We start from the raw sequence: 14,183 nt of genomic DNA, 5'->3' as shown, positions 1-14,183 counted from the left end.
CGACCCCCGCCGCCGGGCCCCCCCCCCCCCGCCCCCCCCCGGCCCCCCCCCCGCCCCCCCCCCCCCGGGGGGGCCGGGGCCGGCCGGGGGGGCCCCCCGGGGGGGGGGGGGGCCCCCCCCGGGGCGGACCCCGTGGTCCGGAGGGTGTCGCGCGGCGCTACTCGGCCGCGTTCTCCGGGAAGTGGCAGGCCACCTGGTGCCCGGTCGCCACCGTGGCCAGCGGCGGTTCCTCGCTCGCGCAGACGTCCTGGGCCTTCCAGCAGCGGGTGCGGAAGCGGCAGCCGGAGGGCGGGTTGAGCGGGGAGGGGACGTCGCCGGTGAGCAGGATGCGCTCGCGGCGCTCCTTGCGGCGCGGGTCGGGCACCGGCACCGCGGACATCAGGGCGTTGGTGTAGGGGTGCATCGGCCGGGAGTACAGGGCGTCCCGGTCGGCGATCTCCACCACCTTGCCGAGGTACATCACGGCGACCCGGTCGGAGACGTGCCGCACCACCGAGAGGTCGTGCGCGATGATCAGGTAGGTGAGGCCGAGCTCCTTCTGGAGGTCGTCCAGCAGGTTGACCACCTGGGCCTGGATCGAGACGTCCAGCGCGGAGACCGGCTCGTCGGCCACGATCATCTTCGGGCGCAGGGCCAGGGCGCGGGCGATGCCGATGCGCTGGCGCTGGCCGCCGGAGAACTCGTGCGGGTAGCGGTTGTAGTGCTCGGGGCTGAGGCCGCAGAGCTCCAGCAGGTCCTGGACGGCCCGCTTGACGCCGTGTTCGGTCTTGACCTTCTGGAGGTGGAAGGGCGCGCCGACGATGGTGCCGATGGTGTGCCGGGGGTTCAGCGAGGAGTACGGGTCCTGGAAGATCATCTGGATGTCGCGCCGGTACGGCCGCATCGCCGCGACGCCCAGGTGGGTGATGTCGGCGCCCTCGAACTCGATCTTCCCGCCGGTGGGTTCGTCGAGCCGGGTGACCAGGCGTCCCATGGTGGACTTGCCGCAGCCGGACTCGCCGACCACGCCGAGCGTCTCGCCCGCGTTGACCGCGAAGTCGATGCCGTCGACCGCCCGCACCGCGCCGACCTGGCGCTTCAGCAGGCCCTTGGTGACCGGGAAGTGCCGGGTCAGTCCGGTGACCCTCAGCAGGGGTTCGCGGTCGGGCCCGGGCGCCTGGGCGGGCACCTTCGCGAGCTGCGGCACCGCCGTCTGACTGTCCGTCATCGCTGCTCTCCAAATGGGTGGTACGTGCTCACAGCCGGGGCGCGATCTCTTCGGTGAAGATCCGGTGGCGTTCGGCGATCGGCAGGTGGCAGGCGGCGTGGTGCCGGGGCGCGGCCTCGGCGAGCACGGGCACCTCGGTGAACGAGCGGCCGCCGGTGAGCTCGGCGTACGGGCAGCGCGGGTGGAACGCGCAGCCGGACGGCACGTTGATCAGGCTCGGCGGGGTGCCCTTGACCGGGATCAGCCGGTCCTGGAGCTCCCGGTCGAGGCGGGGCATCGAGCCGAGCAGGCCCCAGGTGTAGGGGTGCTCGGGGGATTCGAAGATGGTGGCGGCGGGGCCGCGCTCGACGGGCTTGCCGCCGTACATGACCAGGATGTCGTCGGCGAGTTCGGCGACCACGCCCAGGTCGTGGGTGATGATGACGACCGCCGAGCCGAACTCCTTCTGCAGGTCGCGGATCAGGTCGAGGATCTGCGCCTGGACGGTGACGTCGAGGGCGGTGGTCGGCTCGTCGGCGATCAGCAGCGAGGGGTCGTTGACCAGCGCCATCGCGATCATGGCGCGCTGGCGCATGCCGCCGGAGAACTCGTGCGGGTAGTTGTCGACCCGCTTGTCGGGCTGCGGGATGCCGACCCGGTCGAGCATCTCGACCGCCCGGGTGCGGGCCTCCTTCTTGGAGGCGCCGGGGTGGTGGGCCCGGTAGCCCTCGACGATCTGGGCGCCGACCGTGTAGTAGGGGTGCATCGCGGTCAGCGGGTCCTGGAAGATCATCGCCATCTTCTGGCCGCGCAGCTTGCGCACCCGCTCGGGGCCGGCCGCGACCAGCTCCTCGCCGTCGAGCCAGATCTCGCCGGTGATCCGCGGGGCGCCGCGCTTGGTGCCGGTGCGGTGCAGGCCCATGATCGACAGCGAGGTGACGGACTTCCCGGAGCCGGACTCGCCGACGATGCCGAGCGTCTTGCCGCGCTCCAGGTCGAAGCTGAGCCCGTTGACGGACTTGACCAGTCCGTCGTCGGTGGGGAAGTGCACTTTCAGGTCGCGGACGGACAGGAAAGGCTTGTCGGTGTTGCTCATGTCAGCCTCACCCGGGGATCGACGACGGCGTACAGCAGGTCAACCACGAGGTTGGCCATGATGATGAAGAACGCGGCGAACAGGGTCACGCCCATGATCACCGGGAGGTCGCTGGACTGGATCGAGGTGACCGCCTCGTAGCCGAGCCCGCGCAGGTTGAAGGTCTTCTCGGTGAGCACCGCGCCGCCGAGCAGGCCGCCGAGGTCCATGCCGAAGATGGTCAGGATCGGGGTCAGCGTGGAGCGCATGGCGTGCTTGCCGATGACCACCGGCTCCCGCAGGCCCTTGGCCCGCGCGGTGCGGATGTAGTCCTCGCCGAGCACGTCCAGCAGGGTGGCCCGGCTGAGCCGGGCGTAGGTCGCGGCGAACAGGAACGCCAGGGTCACCCAGGGCAGCACCAGCCCCTGGAACCAGGAGACCGGGTCGTCCGCGAAGTCGGTGTAGTTGTTGGGGAACCAGCCGAGCTGGTTGACGAACACCGCGAGCGCGACCAGGCCGGTGAAGTACATCGGCAGCGAGACGCCGGCCAGCGCGACGGTCATGGTGACGCGGTCCAGCGCGGTGCCGCGGCGCAGCGCGGAGATGATGCCGGTGGCGGTGCCGAACACCAGCCAGAGCACGGAGGCCCCGACCGCGAGCGAGATGTCGACGCCGACCCGGTTGAGCAGGAGCGGCCAGACCTCCTGCTCGGTCTTGAACGAGTAGCCCAGGCAGGGGGCAGCGCAGTGGGTCAGGTCGGTGCCGGCGTTGAAGTCGCGGCCGGCGAACACCCCGCGCAGGAAGAGCCAGAACTGTTCGATGATCGACTTGTCGAGGCCCATCTTGTGGCGGATGCCCTCGACCGCCGCCTTGTCCGCGATCTTGCCCACGTAGAGCATCGCGGGGTCGGTCCCGGTGAGCTTCGGCACCATGAAGAAGATGCCGAAGGTCACCGCGGCGACCACCAACAGCATGAAGGCGACGTTGAGCAGTCGCCTGACGAGATACACGAGCACTGCGGTCGGCCCTGCCGCGGGCCGGCCGGGTCTCCCCGGTGGGGGAGCTCCCGGCCGGCCCCGGCAGGGCCTTCACCTGCCCTTCGGACTAGCGGTGAGAACTCAGGAGAAGGTCAGGTCACTTGCCGTCGGAGACGCCGAGCGCCTGGAAGTCGACCTCGCCGTAGGCGTCGGTGATGTAGACGTTGGTCAGGCGCGGGTTGCGCCAGTTCAGGGCCTTGTCCGCCACGATCGGCAGGTAGTAGGCACCGTCGACCACCTTGTGGTTGATCTTCTTGTACAGCTCGGCGGCCTTGGCCGGGTCGGTCTCCTGCGCGGCCTGGTCGAACCAGCCGTTGATCTCCGGGTCGTTGATCTCGGCGTAGTTGTTGTTGCCGTTGCTGGCGATGAAGCGGCCGTCGACCAGCGGCTGCAGGTAGCCGGAGCCGGTCGGGTAGTCGGCGCCCCAGCCCATCACGATCAGGCCGTAGCCCTTGGACTTGACCACGTCGGGCGCGCCGATCACCGAGGAGATCAGCTTGCCGTCGTACTGGTCGACGGTGACGTCGATGTTGGCGGCCTTGAGGGCGGTCTGCAGCGCCACCGCGGAGTTGACCTCCTTCGGCTTGTTGCCGCGCACCGCGATGGTGGTCTTGAAGCCGTTGGGCTGGCCGCAGGCCGCCAGCTCCTCCTTGGCCTTGTCCAGGTTCGGCTTGCCCTTGGTCAGGCCGAACGGGTCGTAGTCGTCGGAGCCGAGGATGTTCGGGGGCAGCATCGAGCCGAACAGCGAGCCGGCCACCGAGCCGCCGCGGGCGGTCTGCAGGGCGGTGGTGTCGGCCGCGTACAGCACCGCGTTGCGGCAGTGGATGTTGTCGAACGGGGCGACCGACGGGGCCATCGTGACGTACCGGATGAAGCCGTTGTACGGGTCGTCGGTGTTGGCCTTGAGGGCCGAGTCCTGGAGCACCTTGACCTGGGCGGCCTGCGACAGGCCGGTCTGGGCCCAGTCGAGGTCGGCGGTGTTCGCCAGCAGGCGGGCGTCCATGTCGTCGGCGTTGGTGGTGACGGTCAGCTTGACGACGTCCGGCAGCGCCTTGCGGAACGGGTCGGTGGAGGCGTCCCAGTTCTCGTTGCGGACCAGCTCGTAGCCCTTGCCCGGCTCGACCGACTTGAACTTGTACGGGCCGGAGGAGACCGGCTTGTCGCCGTACTTGGAGCCGGTGTCCAGCTTCTGCGGGACCGGGGCGGCGGAGCCCATGGCCAGCAGGTACGGGAAGTCCGAGTTCGGCTTGGCCAGGTGGAAGACGATGGTGGTGTCGTCCGGGGTCTCCACCGTCTTGAGGCCGAGCTTGTTCGGGTCGGCGTCGGTGTAGGGGCCCTTGTAGCCCTGGCCCTGGTCCAGCTCGTTGATCAGGTAGGTCGGGCCGCCGGAGACGACGTCCTGCGCGAAGATGCGCTCGATGCCGTACTTGACGTCCTTCGAGGTGATGACCGAGCCGTCCTCGAACTTCAGGCCGGACTTCAGCTTGAAGGTGTAGGTCTTGCCGTCGGCGGAGATCTCCGGCTTGGCGGTGGCCAGGTCGGGGACGAGGTTCAGGCCGTCCTTGCCCGGCTTGCCGTCGAAGGCCAGCAGGGTGCGGGTGTAGAAGCGCTCGTAGTTCCACACCGAGGCGTAGTACGCGCGACCGGGGTCGAGCGAGTCCACGTCGGTGGTGGTCCACAGGTTGAGGGTGCCGCCCTTCTTGTCGGACGGGTTCACCACCTTCTCGGCCGCCGCGTTGAACCCCGCCGAACCGCCCTTGCTCGCGTTGTCGCCGCCCGAGCCGCCCTTGCTGCCGCCGCAGGCCGCGGTGGTGAGGGCCAGGGCGGCCACCAGGGCAGCGGCCGCGAGCGTCCTGTTTCGCTTCATGGGTTGGAGATCCTCCAGAGTTGCGGGCTCAGTTGCCCTTGGGGTCGAGAGCGTCACGCAGGCCGTCACCGAAGAGGTTGAAGGCGAGCACGGTGATGAAGATGGCGAGACCGGGGATCACCATGTAGGTGGGATCCGCCTGGTAGATCCCGACCGCGTCCGAGAGCATCTGGCCCCAGGACGGGGTGGGCGGCCGGACGCCGGCCCCGAGGAAGCTGAGCGCCGCCTCGTTCAGGATGTTGGTGGGGATGATCAGGGTCGTGTAGACCAGGATCGGCGCCACCAGGTTGGGCAGCAGTTCGCGGAACAGGATGTGCGCGCGGCCGGCGCCGAGGCTGCGGGCGGCGTCGACGAACTCGCGTTCGCGCAGCGACATCGCCTGGCCCCGGACGATGCGTCCGATGTACGGCCAGCCGAAGAAGCCGATCACCGTCATCAGCACCAGGACGCGCACCGTCGTGTCGCCCAGTCCGAGCACCGAGTTGGGGATCACCGAGACCAGCGCGATGCTGAACAGCAGCTGCGGGAAGGCCAGCAGGACGTCCATCACCCGGCTGATGACCGAGTCGACCCAGCCGCCGAAGTAGCCGGCCATGATGCCCAGCACCACGCCGATGACGATCGCCACCGCCGCCGCGCCGAGCGCGACCAGCAGCGAGATCCGGGCGCCGTAGAGGATCCGGGAGAACACGTCACGGCCGAAGGTCGGGTCGACACCGAGCAGGTAGTCGCCGCTGATGCCGCCGAAGGCGCCCTTGGGCAGGCCCAGGTCGGGGTTGATCTGGTCCGCGTGCGGCTCGTCGACCGGGTGCCCGAACAGCGCGGTGAGCACCGGCGCCAGGAGGGCCGCGAGGATCAGCAGGATCACCACGGCGCCGCCGGCCAGGGCGACCTTGTCGCGCTTGAGGCGCTCCCAGGCGATGCGACCGGGTGATCGGCCCTCGATCTTCTTGGGCGGCTCGGTGGTTGACGAGCCGTCAGGCTGTGCGTCGGCCGCCGAACCAGGGGTCTCGGTGGGTGTGGTCATGAGTCAGTTCGTTCCCCTCGCCGACGGTGGCCGGCCCACGGAGTCGCGTGCGGTGCGGAAGTGCAGAGCGGTTTCGGTGGTGCCGGGCGCCGATGCGGCGGTGCAGAAGTGCGTTGAGCAAGCAGGGCGTTGCTGGTGGTGCGGGCATCCCTCGGCCGCCTCCGGCCGGAGGTGCGCCGAGCTGGGGCGCTCCGGGTCAGGAGGCCTCCGACGTGCACGGTGCTGCCGCACGGAGAAACGCGTCGTGCGGTTCATGCGCTGGCGGGGACGCGTTCACCTTCGTGGGGTTCGAGTCGCGCTCCGCATTGCGCAGCACTCTCTGTCATGGGAAGTGCCCGGCGGAAGACCCCCATGCCGAAGGATGCCTAACTGTGATCTGTTGGCATGCAATTCCGTTGTCGACGCATATCGCTCTTCACACAGCTGTTACGCGTCCGTCAAGGGGCACACTGACGACACCCCGCCAGTGGCGGGAAAACGCCAGGTGGCACGCGGGGTGGCGCGCGTAGATCATGGGGCGGTAAAAAACCCCCGCCGACCGGGCAAAAGGTCGAGGCGAGGGTTTTCCGACGGGGCGTCAGGGTAGGTTCAACGGCCCGGATGGCCCGGCCAGGGAGCCTGCGGCCAGCCCTGGGCCGGCCCGGCCGGCGGTTGCGCTGCGTAACCGAAGCCGGTCGGCCCGGCCTGCGGGGCGCCCTGCCGGTCGAAGAACGGGCGGGAGTTGGCCCACATCCACATCGCCACCGGGTCGAACTCGTCGGCCATCATCACGGTGGACACCCCGGGCCCCTCCGGCGCCTGCGCGGCCGCCCGCTGCACCAGCGCCCGGGCCGCCTCCACGGACGGCGGCGAGGTGTCGTACAGGTCCAGCCCGATCGCCAGGTAGCCCTCGCCCAGCACCGGCTGCACCCAGGCCCGGCGCAGCGAGCGCAGCGGCCGCACCTCGCCCGCCTGCCGCTCCAGCACGGTGAAGAACGGCGAGCCCTGCACCGGGGGTTCGGAGATCCGCAGCGGCCCGGCCGGCAGCCGGTCCAGGCCGAGCGCGATCCGCCGCAGGTCGGCCCAGGGCACGCCGACGCCGCCGCCGGGGCGGTGCGGGTCGAGCCACAGGCCCCAGCGCGAGCGGTACAGCGCGGCGGCGATCTCCAGCCCGGAGACCACCTCGTGGGCGCGCGTCCAGCCGCTGGCCGCGAGCTGCCCGGGGGAGGTCGCGCAGGGCGCGTAGCCGTGGCCGCCGACGTCCATGTTCCCGTACTGGGCGTCCGGACTGCCGGGGCTGCCGTGCCAGAGCAGCATCCAGACCTGCCCGCCGGCCAGGGCCCGCAGCAGCCCCTCGTACGCCTCCCAGCGCTCCGGCGCGACTGCTGCGAGGGCGCGTTCGACCGCCCCCGGGTCGCCGGCTGCTCCCGTCACGTCGCCGCCTACTCTCTTCGTCCGTTCCGCCGTGCTCCGGTGTTCCGGGCAACCCTATGGGGCGCACCCGACAGCCGTCATGCCGCCGTGCCCCGCGCGGCGGACCGGGGCCGCCGTCACGGCCGCACGTAGAAGGGCTGTACCCGCCCCAGCATCCAGTCCACCACCGGATCGGCGACCAGGTCGAGCAGCACCAGGTGGACGCCCCAGCCGGGCGGGGCGGTTCCGAGCGCCCGGCCCAGCGCGGTGTTCACCTCGGCCGGGTCGGCGGGGGCCGCCGGGTCCAGCTGCACGCCGACGTACAGCAGGGTCGGCTCGCCCTCCACCCGGGCCAGCGCCCGACGCGCCGTCAGGACGCCGGGCAGCGCGACGAGTTCGCCGGTCGCGGCGGCCAGGAAGGCGAACGGCTCCTGGTGCGGCTCGGGCTCCTTGAGGGCCACCCGGGCACCCTCGGTCACCCCCTGCGCCTCCCACTGCTCGCCGCGCGGCCCGCGCCGCAGCTCGCCGACGCCCTCCGGCGGCACCGGGATGCCCACCGGCGCCTCCGGGTTGACCGCGACGCCGATGCCCAGCGGCAGCCCGCGGGCGAACTCCCACATCGGGGCGATCGCGAACGGGATGCCCGGGCAGTGCTGGAGGTACTGCTCCTGCGAGGAGTACACCGGGACGTACGGCGCCCCGGCCAGCTCCAGCGTCGGCAGGTCCAGCGCCTCGGCGTCCGGGGAGGTGCCGGACGGCAGCGGGATCCACACCTGGCTGCGGGCCAGCACCTCGATCACCCGGGGCGTCGCCCCGGGGTCGCCGAGCGCGGCCGTCAGCACCTGCTCCAGCTCGTTGGCCGGCCAGGGCCCGCCCTCCAGCACCCCGTCCAGCGGGAACCCCATCTCGCCCTCCACATCCGCGGTTGCGATCAGGTTAGCGGCGCGCGGCCCCGGTGCGGCGGCCCGGTGCGGCCCCGTCCGCCGCGGCCCGGTGCGGCCCCGTCCGCCGCGGCCCGGTGCGGCCCCGTCCGCCGCGGCCCGCTCCGGCCCGGTGCGGCCCCCTCTCCCGCGACCCGCCCCCGGCATGCCATGATGGGCCCGCCCACAACTTCACACCGGCCGCTCGAACCCGCGCGGGAGAGCCGGAACGGCCTGGCAACAGGCCGCGACCGGCGCCGAAGGAGCAAGTCCTCCCCGGAATCTCTCAGGCCCCCCTACCGCCCGGGCGAGGCAGATCTGGAAAGTGGACACGGCCGCGCCGTGCGCCCACCCACGGTGCAAGCCGCCATCCTGTTCAGGAGGCGGCGAAGCTCTCAGGTTCGACGACAGATGGGGGAGATTCGCCCCAGCCTGCCCGTTTCCAGATCCCGGGAGTCCTGTCGTGTCCCTCCGCCTGACCGCGCTCGACGCGCTGCACCGCTCGCTCGGCGCCACCATGACCGACTTCGCGGGCTGGGACATGCCGCTGCGCTACGGCAGCGAGCGCGAGGAGCACCTCGCGGTCCGCACGAAGGCGGGCCTGTTCGACCTCTCGCACATGGGCGAGATCACCGTCTCCGGCCCGCAGGCCGGCGAGCTGCTCGACCACGCCCTGGTCGGCTTCATCTCCGCGCTCGGCGTGCTGCGCGCCCGCTACACCATGATCTGCCGCGAGGACGGCGGCATCCTGGACGACCTGATCGTCTACCGCACCGCCGAGCACGAGTACCTGGTGGTGGCCAACGCCTCCAACGCCCAGGTGGTGCTGGACGCGCTGACCGAGCGCGCGGCCGGCTTCGACGCCGTCGTCCGCGACGACCGGGACGCCTACGCGCTGCTCGCCGTCCAGGGTCCGGAGGCGAACGGCATCCTGGCCAAGCTGACCGAAGCCGACCTGCCCGGCCTGAAGTACTACGCCCTGCTGCCCGCCACCGTGGCCGGCCGCCAGGTCTGGCTGGCCCGCACCGGCTACACCGGCGAGGACGGCTTCGAGGTGTTCTGCGCCCCGGCCGACGCCGCGCACCTGTGGACCGCGCTGACCGAGGCGGGCACCGCCGAGGGCCTGGTCCCGTGCGGCCTGTCCTGCCGCGACACGCTGCGCCTGGAGGCCGGCATGCCGCTGTACGGGCACGAGCTGTCCACCGGGCTGACCCCGTTCGACGCCGGCCTGGGCCGGGTGGTGCGCTTCGACAAGACCACCAACGACGGGCAGTTCGTCGGCCGCAAGGCGCTGGAGGAGGCCGCCGCCGCGGCCGGGTCCAACCCGCCGCGCAAGCTGGTCGGCCTGGTCTCCGAGGGCCGGCGCGTCCCGCGCGCCGAGTACGCGGTGGTGGACGCCGAGGGCGCCGTGATCGGCCGGATCACCTCCGGCGCGCCGTCCCCGACCCTGGGCAAGCCGATCGCCATCGCGTACGTGGACGCCGCGCACGCCGAGCCGGGCGGCACCGTCGCGGTGGACGTCCGCGGCAAGGCCGAGCCGGTCCGGGTGGTCGCGCTGCCGTTCTACCAGCGCGCCCGCTGACCCCGGCCTCTCCCCGTTCCCCTCCCGAGCCAGTCCTTTTCCGGTTCGTCCGCCCAGCGGACGGCCGCGCCCGCCCCTCCCGCGATCCTGGAGAATGACGCCATGAGCAACCCCACGCACCTGCAGTACACCAAGGAGCACGAGTGGCTGACCGCCGCCGTGGACGGGGTGTCGACGGTCGGCATCACCGCGCACGCGGCCGACGCCCTCGGCGACATCGTGTACGTCCAGCTCCCCGCAGTGGGTGACACCGTCACCGCGGGTGAGACCTGTGGCGAGCTCGAATCCACCAAGTCGGTCAGCGACCTCTACTCCCCCGCCACCGGCGAGGTCACCGAGGTCAACCAGGCCGTCATCGACGAGCCGGCCCTGGTCAACTCGGAGCCCTTCGAGGGCGGTTGGCTGTTCAAGGTCCGGGTCGAGGCGACCGACGAGCTGCTCGACGCCGACGGCTACACCGCCTTCACCGGCGCCTGACCGGGAGACCCCCCTGATGACGGTTCTCAACCAGTCCCTGCACGCGCTCGACCCGGAGATCGCCGCCGCGGTCGACGCCGAGCTGCACCGCCAGCAGACCACCCTGGAAATGATCGCCTCCGAGAACTTCGCCCCGGTGGCGGTCATGGAGGCCCAGGGCTCGGTGCTCACCAACAAGTACGCCGAGGGCTACCCCGGCCGCCGCTACTACGGCGGCTGCGAGCACGTCGACGTGGTCGAGCAGATCGCCATCGACCGGATCAAGGAGCTGTTCGGCGCCGAGCACGCCAACGTGCAGCCGCACTCCGGCGCGCAGGCGAACGCCGCGGCGATGTTCGCGCTGATCCAGCCGGGCGACACCATCCTGGGCCTGAACCTGGCCCACGGCGGCCACCTGACCCACGGCATGAAGATCAACTTCTCCGGCAAGCTGTACAACGTGGTGGCCTACCACGTGGACGAGAAGTCCGGCCAGGTCGACATGGCCGAGGTCGAGCGCCTCGCCAAGGAGCACCGGCCCAAGCTGATCATCGCCGGCTGGTCCGCCTACCCCCGCCAGCTGGACTTCGCCGAGTTCCGCCGGGTCGCGGACGAGGTCGGCGCCCTGCTGATGGTCGACATGGCGCACTTCGCCGGCCTGGTCGCCGCCGGGCTGCACCCCTCGCCGGTGCCGTACGCGGACGTGGTCACCACCACCACCCACAAGACCCTGGGCGGCCCGCGCGGCGGCGTCATCCTCTCCAAGGCCGAGTGGGCCAAGAAGATCAACTCCGCGGTCTTCCCCGGCCAGCAGGGCGGCCCGCTGGAGCACGTGATCGCCGCCAAGGCCGTCGCGTTCAAGGTCGCGGCCTCCGAGGAGTTCAAGGAGCGCCAGCGCCGCACCCTGGAGGGCGCGAAGATCCTCGCCGAGCGCCTGCTCCAGGACGACGTGACCGCCTCCGGCGTCTCCGTCCTCTCCGGCGGCACCGACGTGCACCTGGTCCTGGTCGACCTGCGCAACAGCGAGCTCAACGGCCAGGACGCCGAGGACCGCCTGCACGAGGTCGGCATCACGGTCAACCGCAACGCCGTCCCGAACGACCCGCGCCCGCCGATGGTCACCTCCGGCCTGCGGATCGGCACCCCGGCGCTGGCCACCCGCGGCTTCGGCGCCGAGGACTTCCGCGAGGTCGCCGACGTCATCGCCGAGGCGCTCAAGCCGGGCTTCGACGAGGCCAAGGCCGAGGCGCTCAAGGCCCGGGTGACCGCGCTCGCGGCCGCCCACCCGCTCTACCCGGAGCTGTAGGACCCCGCTCGGCGGGCCGCCCGACCGGCGGCCCGCCCGGGCTTCCCGGGGCACCACGCACACTGGAGAGGTGCGCGCGGTGCCCCGTTCCATGCCGCGCCCCGCCCCACCGGGCGGGAACCGGCACACCACCACGAGACCGGACAAGGACGTCACCCCGTGGCCATCAGCGTCTTCGACCTCTTCTCCATCGGCATCGGCCCCTCCTCCTCGCACACCGTGGGCCCGATGCGCGCGGCCCGGATGTTCGCCCGCCGGCTCGGCTCCGAGGGCCTGCTGGAGCGGGTCGCCACCGTCCGCGCCGAGCTGTACGGCTCGCTCGGCGCCACCGGGCACGGCCACGGCACCCCCAAGGCCGTCCTGCTCGGGCTGGAGAACCACTCGCCCCGCACGGTCGACGTCGACCGCGCCGACCTGGACGTCGAGCGGATCCGCGCCGAGAAGCGGCTCAGCCTGCTCGGCCGGCACGAGATCCCGTTCGACCCGGACCACGACCTGGTCCTGCACCGCCGCAAGGCACTCCCGTACCACGCCAACGGCATGGCCCTGTGGGCGTACGACGCCTCCGGCGAGACGCTGCTGGAGAAGACCTACTACTCGGTCGGCGGCGGCTTCGTGGTCGACGAGGACGCCCTCGGCGAGGCCCGGATCAAGCCCGACGACACCGCACTGCGGTACCCCTTCCGCACCGGCGAGGAGCTGCTGCGGCTGACCAGGGAGACCGGCCTGTCCATCTCCGGCCTGATGCTGGAGAACGAGAAGGCGTGGCGCACCGAGGCCGAGATCCGGGCCGGGCTGCTGGAGATCTGGGCCGTCATGAAGGAGTGCGTCGCGGCCGGCATGTCCCGCGAGGGCATCCTCCCCGGCGGCCTCAAGGTCCGCCGCCGGGCCGCCTCCGCCGCCCGCGCGCTGCGCGCCGAGGGCGTCAACCCGGGCAACGCGATGGAGTGGGTCACCCTCTACGCGATGGCCGTCAACGAGGAGAACGCCTCCGGCCGCCGGGTGGTCACCGCCCCCACCAATGGCGCCGCCGGGATCATCCCGGCCGTCCTGCACTACTACCTGAACTTCATCGTCCCGGGCGCGTACTCCGAAGGAGAGGAGCAGGACGGCATCGTCCGCTTCCTGCTCGCCGCGGGCGCGATCGGCATGCTCTTCAAGGAGAACGCCTCCATCTCCGGCGCCGAGGTCGGCTGCCAGGGCGAGGTCGGCTCCGCCTGCTCGATGGCCGCGGGCGGCCTCGCCGAGGTCCTCGGCGGCACCCCCGAGCAGGTCGAGAACGCCGCCGAGATCGGCATCGAGCACAACCTCGGCCTCACCTGCGACCCGGTCGGCGGCCTGGTCCAGATCCCCTGCATCGAACGGAACGGCATGGCCTCGGTCAAGGCCGTCACCGCCGCCCGGATGGCCCTGCGCGGCGACGGGCGCCACCACGTCTCCCTCGACAAGGCGATCAAGACCATGAAGGAGACCGGTGCCGACATGAAGGTGAAGTACAAGGAGACCAGCCGCGGCGGCCTCGCCGTCAACGTCATCGAGTGCTGACCCCGGAAACGGTACGGGGCCCCTGTCCGCGGTGGTGCGCGGTCCGGGGCCCCTGTGCGTCCTCCGGCGGCCAAGGGGGTGCGTGCCGACGGAGGGTAGGCGTCGGGTTGTGCTGCCCGACTTGCATGACTATCGCATGCTATGAACCGGTGGACAAAATCGAAACCAAGGCGTGTGGTTCACTTCACCTTCACATGCCAGGCGGACGACGGGGCGGGCTCAGAGCGCGGCGGCGGCGATGGCGGCGGCCCGCTCGCGGATCCTGATCTCGAACCAGACGCCCTTGCCGCGCGGCAGCAGGTCGGCGCCCCAGCGGTCGGCGAGCGACTCCACCAGCCGCAGGCCGTGGCCGTTCTGGTAGCCGACCTCGGGGGCCCGGATCAGGCAGGGCAGGGCGCGCGAGGAGTCCCGGACCTCGACCCGCAGCCAGCCGGGGCGGCGGGTCACCTTGAGTCCGATCATCCGGCCGCCCGCGTGCCGGACGGCGTTGGCCACCAGTTCGCCCGTGAGCAACTCCCCGGCCTCCAGCAGCTGGTGGAGTTTCCACGTCCGTAAGACCGAGAGGACCAGCCGGCGGGCCACCTTGGCCGACTCCGGGCGGGAGGGCAGCCGCACCTCCTCCGCGGCGTCGGGATCGCTGAGGACGCCGAAGAAGAGGTGCTCCATCTCCTCCGGCGTCAGCCGCTCCAGGTCGGCCAGCACCACGCCGGCGCCGATCGCTGACGGATCGTCACCACGCCTGCCGGCCACTGGAAGTGATGACCGGTCCGCTTCGCCCCATGCCGCCATG

Annotated in this window: 12 protein-coding genes and 1 riboswitch; of the genes, 4 read left to right on the top strand and 8 right to left on the bottom strand. The window is 71.7% G+C overall.

Annotation, left to right across the window (positions count from 1 at the left end; all coding sequences use genetic code 11):
• Window positions 1-157: 157 nt before the first annotated feature.
• The 7 genes from ACIQVD_RS07490 to ACIQVD_RS07460 form a co-directional block, all read right to left on the bottom strand.
• Entirely contained in the window at window positions 158-1,207 is a 1,050-nt protein-coding gene (locus ACIQVD_RS07490) for an ABC transporter ATP-binding protein (RefSeq protein WP_400681675.1), read from the bottom strand.
• A gap of 28 nt (window positions 1,208-1,235) precedes the next feature.
• Window positions 1,236-2,282, bottom strand: coding sequence for an ABC transporter ATP-binding protein (locus tag ACIQVD_RS07485; RefSeq protein ID WP_100836277.1), 1,047 nt, complete (start codon window positions 2,280-2,282; stop codon window positions 1,236-1,238).
• A complete protein-coding gene (locus ACIQVD_RS07480) occupies window positions 2,279-3,277 on the bottom strand; it encodes an ABC transporter permease (RefSeq protein ID WP_402286645.1) in 999 nt (332 codons plus the stop codon). Before ACIQVD_RS07480 ends, ACIQVD_RS07485 begins: the two co-directional genes overlap by 4 nt.
• Window positions 3,278-3,395: 118 nt before the next feature.
• Window positions 3,396-5,165: an ABC transporter substrate-binding protein gene (locus tag ACIQVD_RS07475; RefSeq protein WP_402286643.1), complete on the bottom strand. Its 1,770-nt coding sequence runs from the start codon at window positions 5,163-5,165 to the stop codon at window positions 3,396-3,398.
• A gap of 28 nt (window positions 5,166-5,193) precedes the next feature.
• On the bottom strand, window positions 5,194-6,192 hold the full coding sequence (locus ACIQVD_RS07470; protein WP_402286640.1) for an ABC transporter permease: 999 nt from the start codon (window positions 6,190-6,192) through the stop codon (window positions 5,194-5,196).
• A 588-nt stretch (window positions 6,193-6,780) separates the two neighbouring features.
• Window positions 6,781-7,605: an enhanced serine sensitivity protein SseB C-terminal domain-containing protein gene (locus ACIQVD_RS07465; RefSeq protein WP_402286637.1), complete on the bottom strand. Its 825-nt coding sequence runs from the start codon at window positions 7,603-7,605 to the stop codon at window positions 6,781-6,783.
• Between the two features lie 116 nt (window positions 7,606-7,721).
• Complete coding sequence (locus ACIQVD_RS07460) at window positions 7,722-8,489, bottom strand: enhanced serine sensitivity protein SseB (RefSeq protein WP_402286634.1); 768 nt, start codon at window positions 8,487-8,489, stop codon at window positions 7,722-7,724.
• Between the two features lie 221 nt (window positions 8,490-8,710).
• A riboswitch (glycine riboswitch) is annotated at window positions 8,711-8,816 on the top strand.
• 151 nt (window positions 8,817-8,967) lie between these two features.
• On the opposite strand from ACIQVD_RS07460, the gene gcvT reads away from it, so the two are divergent.
• The 4 genes from gcvT to ACIQVD_RS07440 all read left to right on the top strand — a co-directional run bounded on the left by gcvT (window position 8,968) and on the right by ACIQVD_RS07440 (window position 13,393).
• Complete coding sequence (gcvT, locus tag ACIQVD_RS07455; protein ID WP_402286632.1) at window positions 8,968-10,086, top strand: glycine cleavage system aminomethyltransferase GcvT; 1,119 nt, start codon at window positions 8,968-8,970, stop codon at window positions 10,084-10,086.
• Window positions 10,087-10,188: 102 nt separating this feature from the next.
• Window positions 10,189-10,563, top strand: coding sequence for a glycine cleavage system protein GcvH (gene gcvH / locus ACIQVD_RS07450; protein WP_100836284.1), 375 nt, complete (start codon window positions 10,189-10,191; stop codon window positions 10,561-10,563).
• Between the two features lie 16 nt (window positions 10,564-10,579).
• Window positions 10,580-11,848 (top strand): serine hydroxymethyltransferase, encoded by a 1,269-nt coding sequence (gene glyA / locus ACIQVD_RS07445; RefSeq protein ID WP_400681691.1) that lies wholly within the window; start codon window positions 10,580-10,582, stop codon window positions 11,846-11,848.
• 159 nt (window positions 11,849-12,007) lie between these two features.
• The gene (locus ACIQVD_RS07440) at window positions 12,008-13,393 is read left to right on the top strand and encodes an L-serine ammonia-lyase (protein WP_100836286.1); all 1,386 of its coding nucleotides are present in this window, start codon (window positions 12,008-12,010) and stop codon (window positions 13,391-13,393) included.
• 219 nt (window positions 13,394-13,612) lie between these two features.
• Here ACIQVD_RS07440 and ACIQVD_RS07435 read toward each other — a convergent pair whose 3' ends face one another.
• Window positions 13,613-14,143: an ATP-binding protein gene (locus tag ACIQVD_RS07435; protein WP_400681693.1), complete on the bottom strand. Its 531-nt coding sequence runs from the start codon at window positions 14,141-14,143 to the stop codon at window positions 13,613-13,615.
• Window positions 14,144-14,183: the final 40 nt, after the last annotated feature.

The organism is Kitasatospora sp. NPDC090308 (assembly GCF_044769485.1).
GTDB lineage: Bacteria > Actinomycetota > Actinomycetes > Streptomycetales > Streptomycetaceae > Kitasatospora > Kitasatospora fiedleri.
The sequence above is the reverse complement of the archived record's forward strand: the minus strand, read 5'-3'. Positions and strand labels throughout refer to the sequence as shown.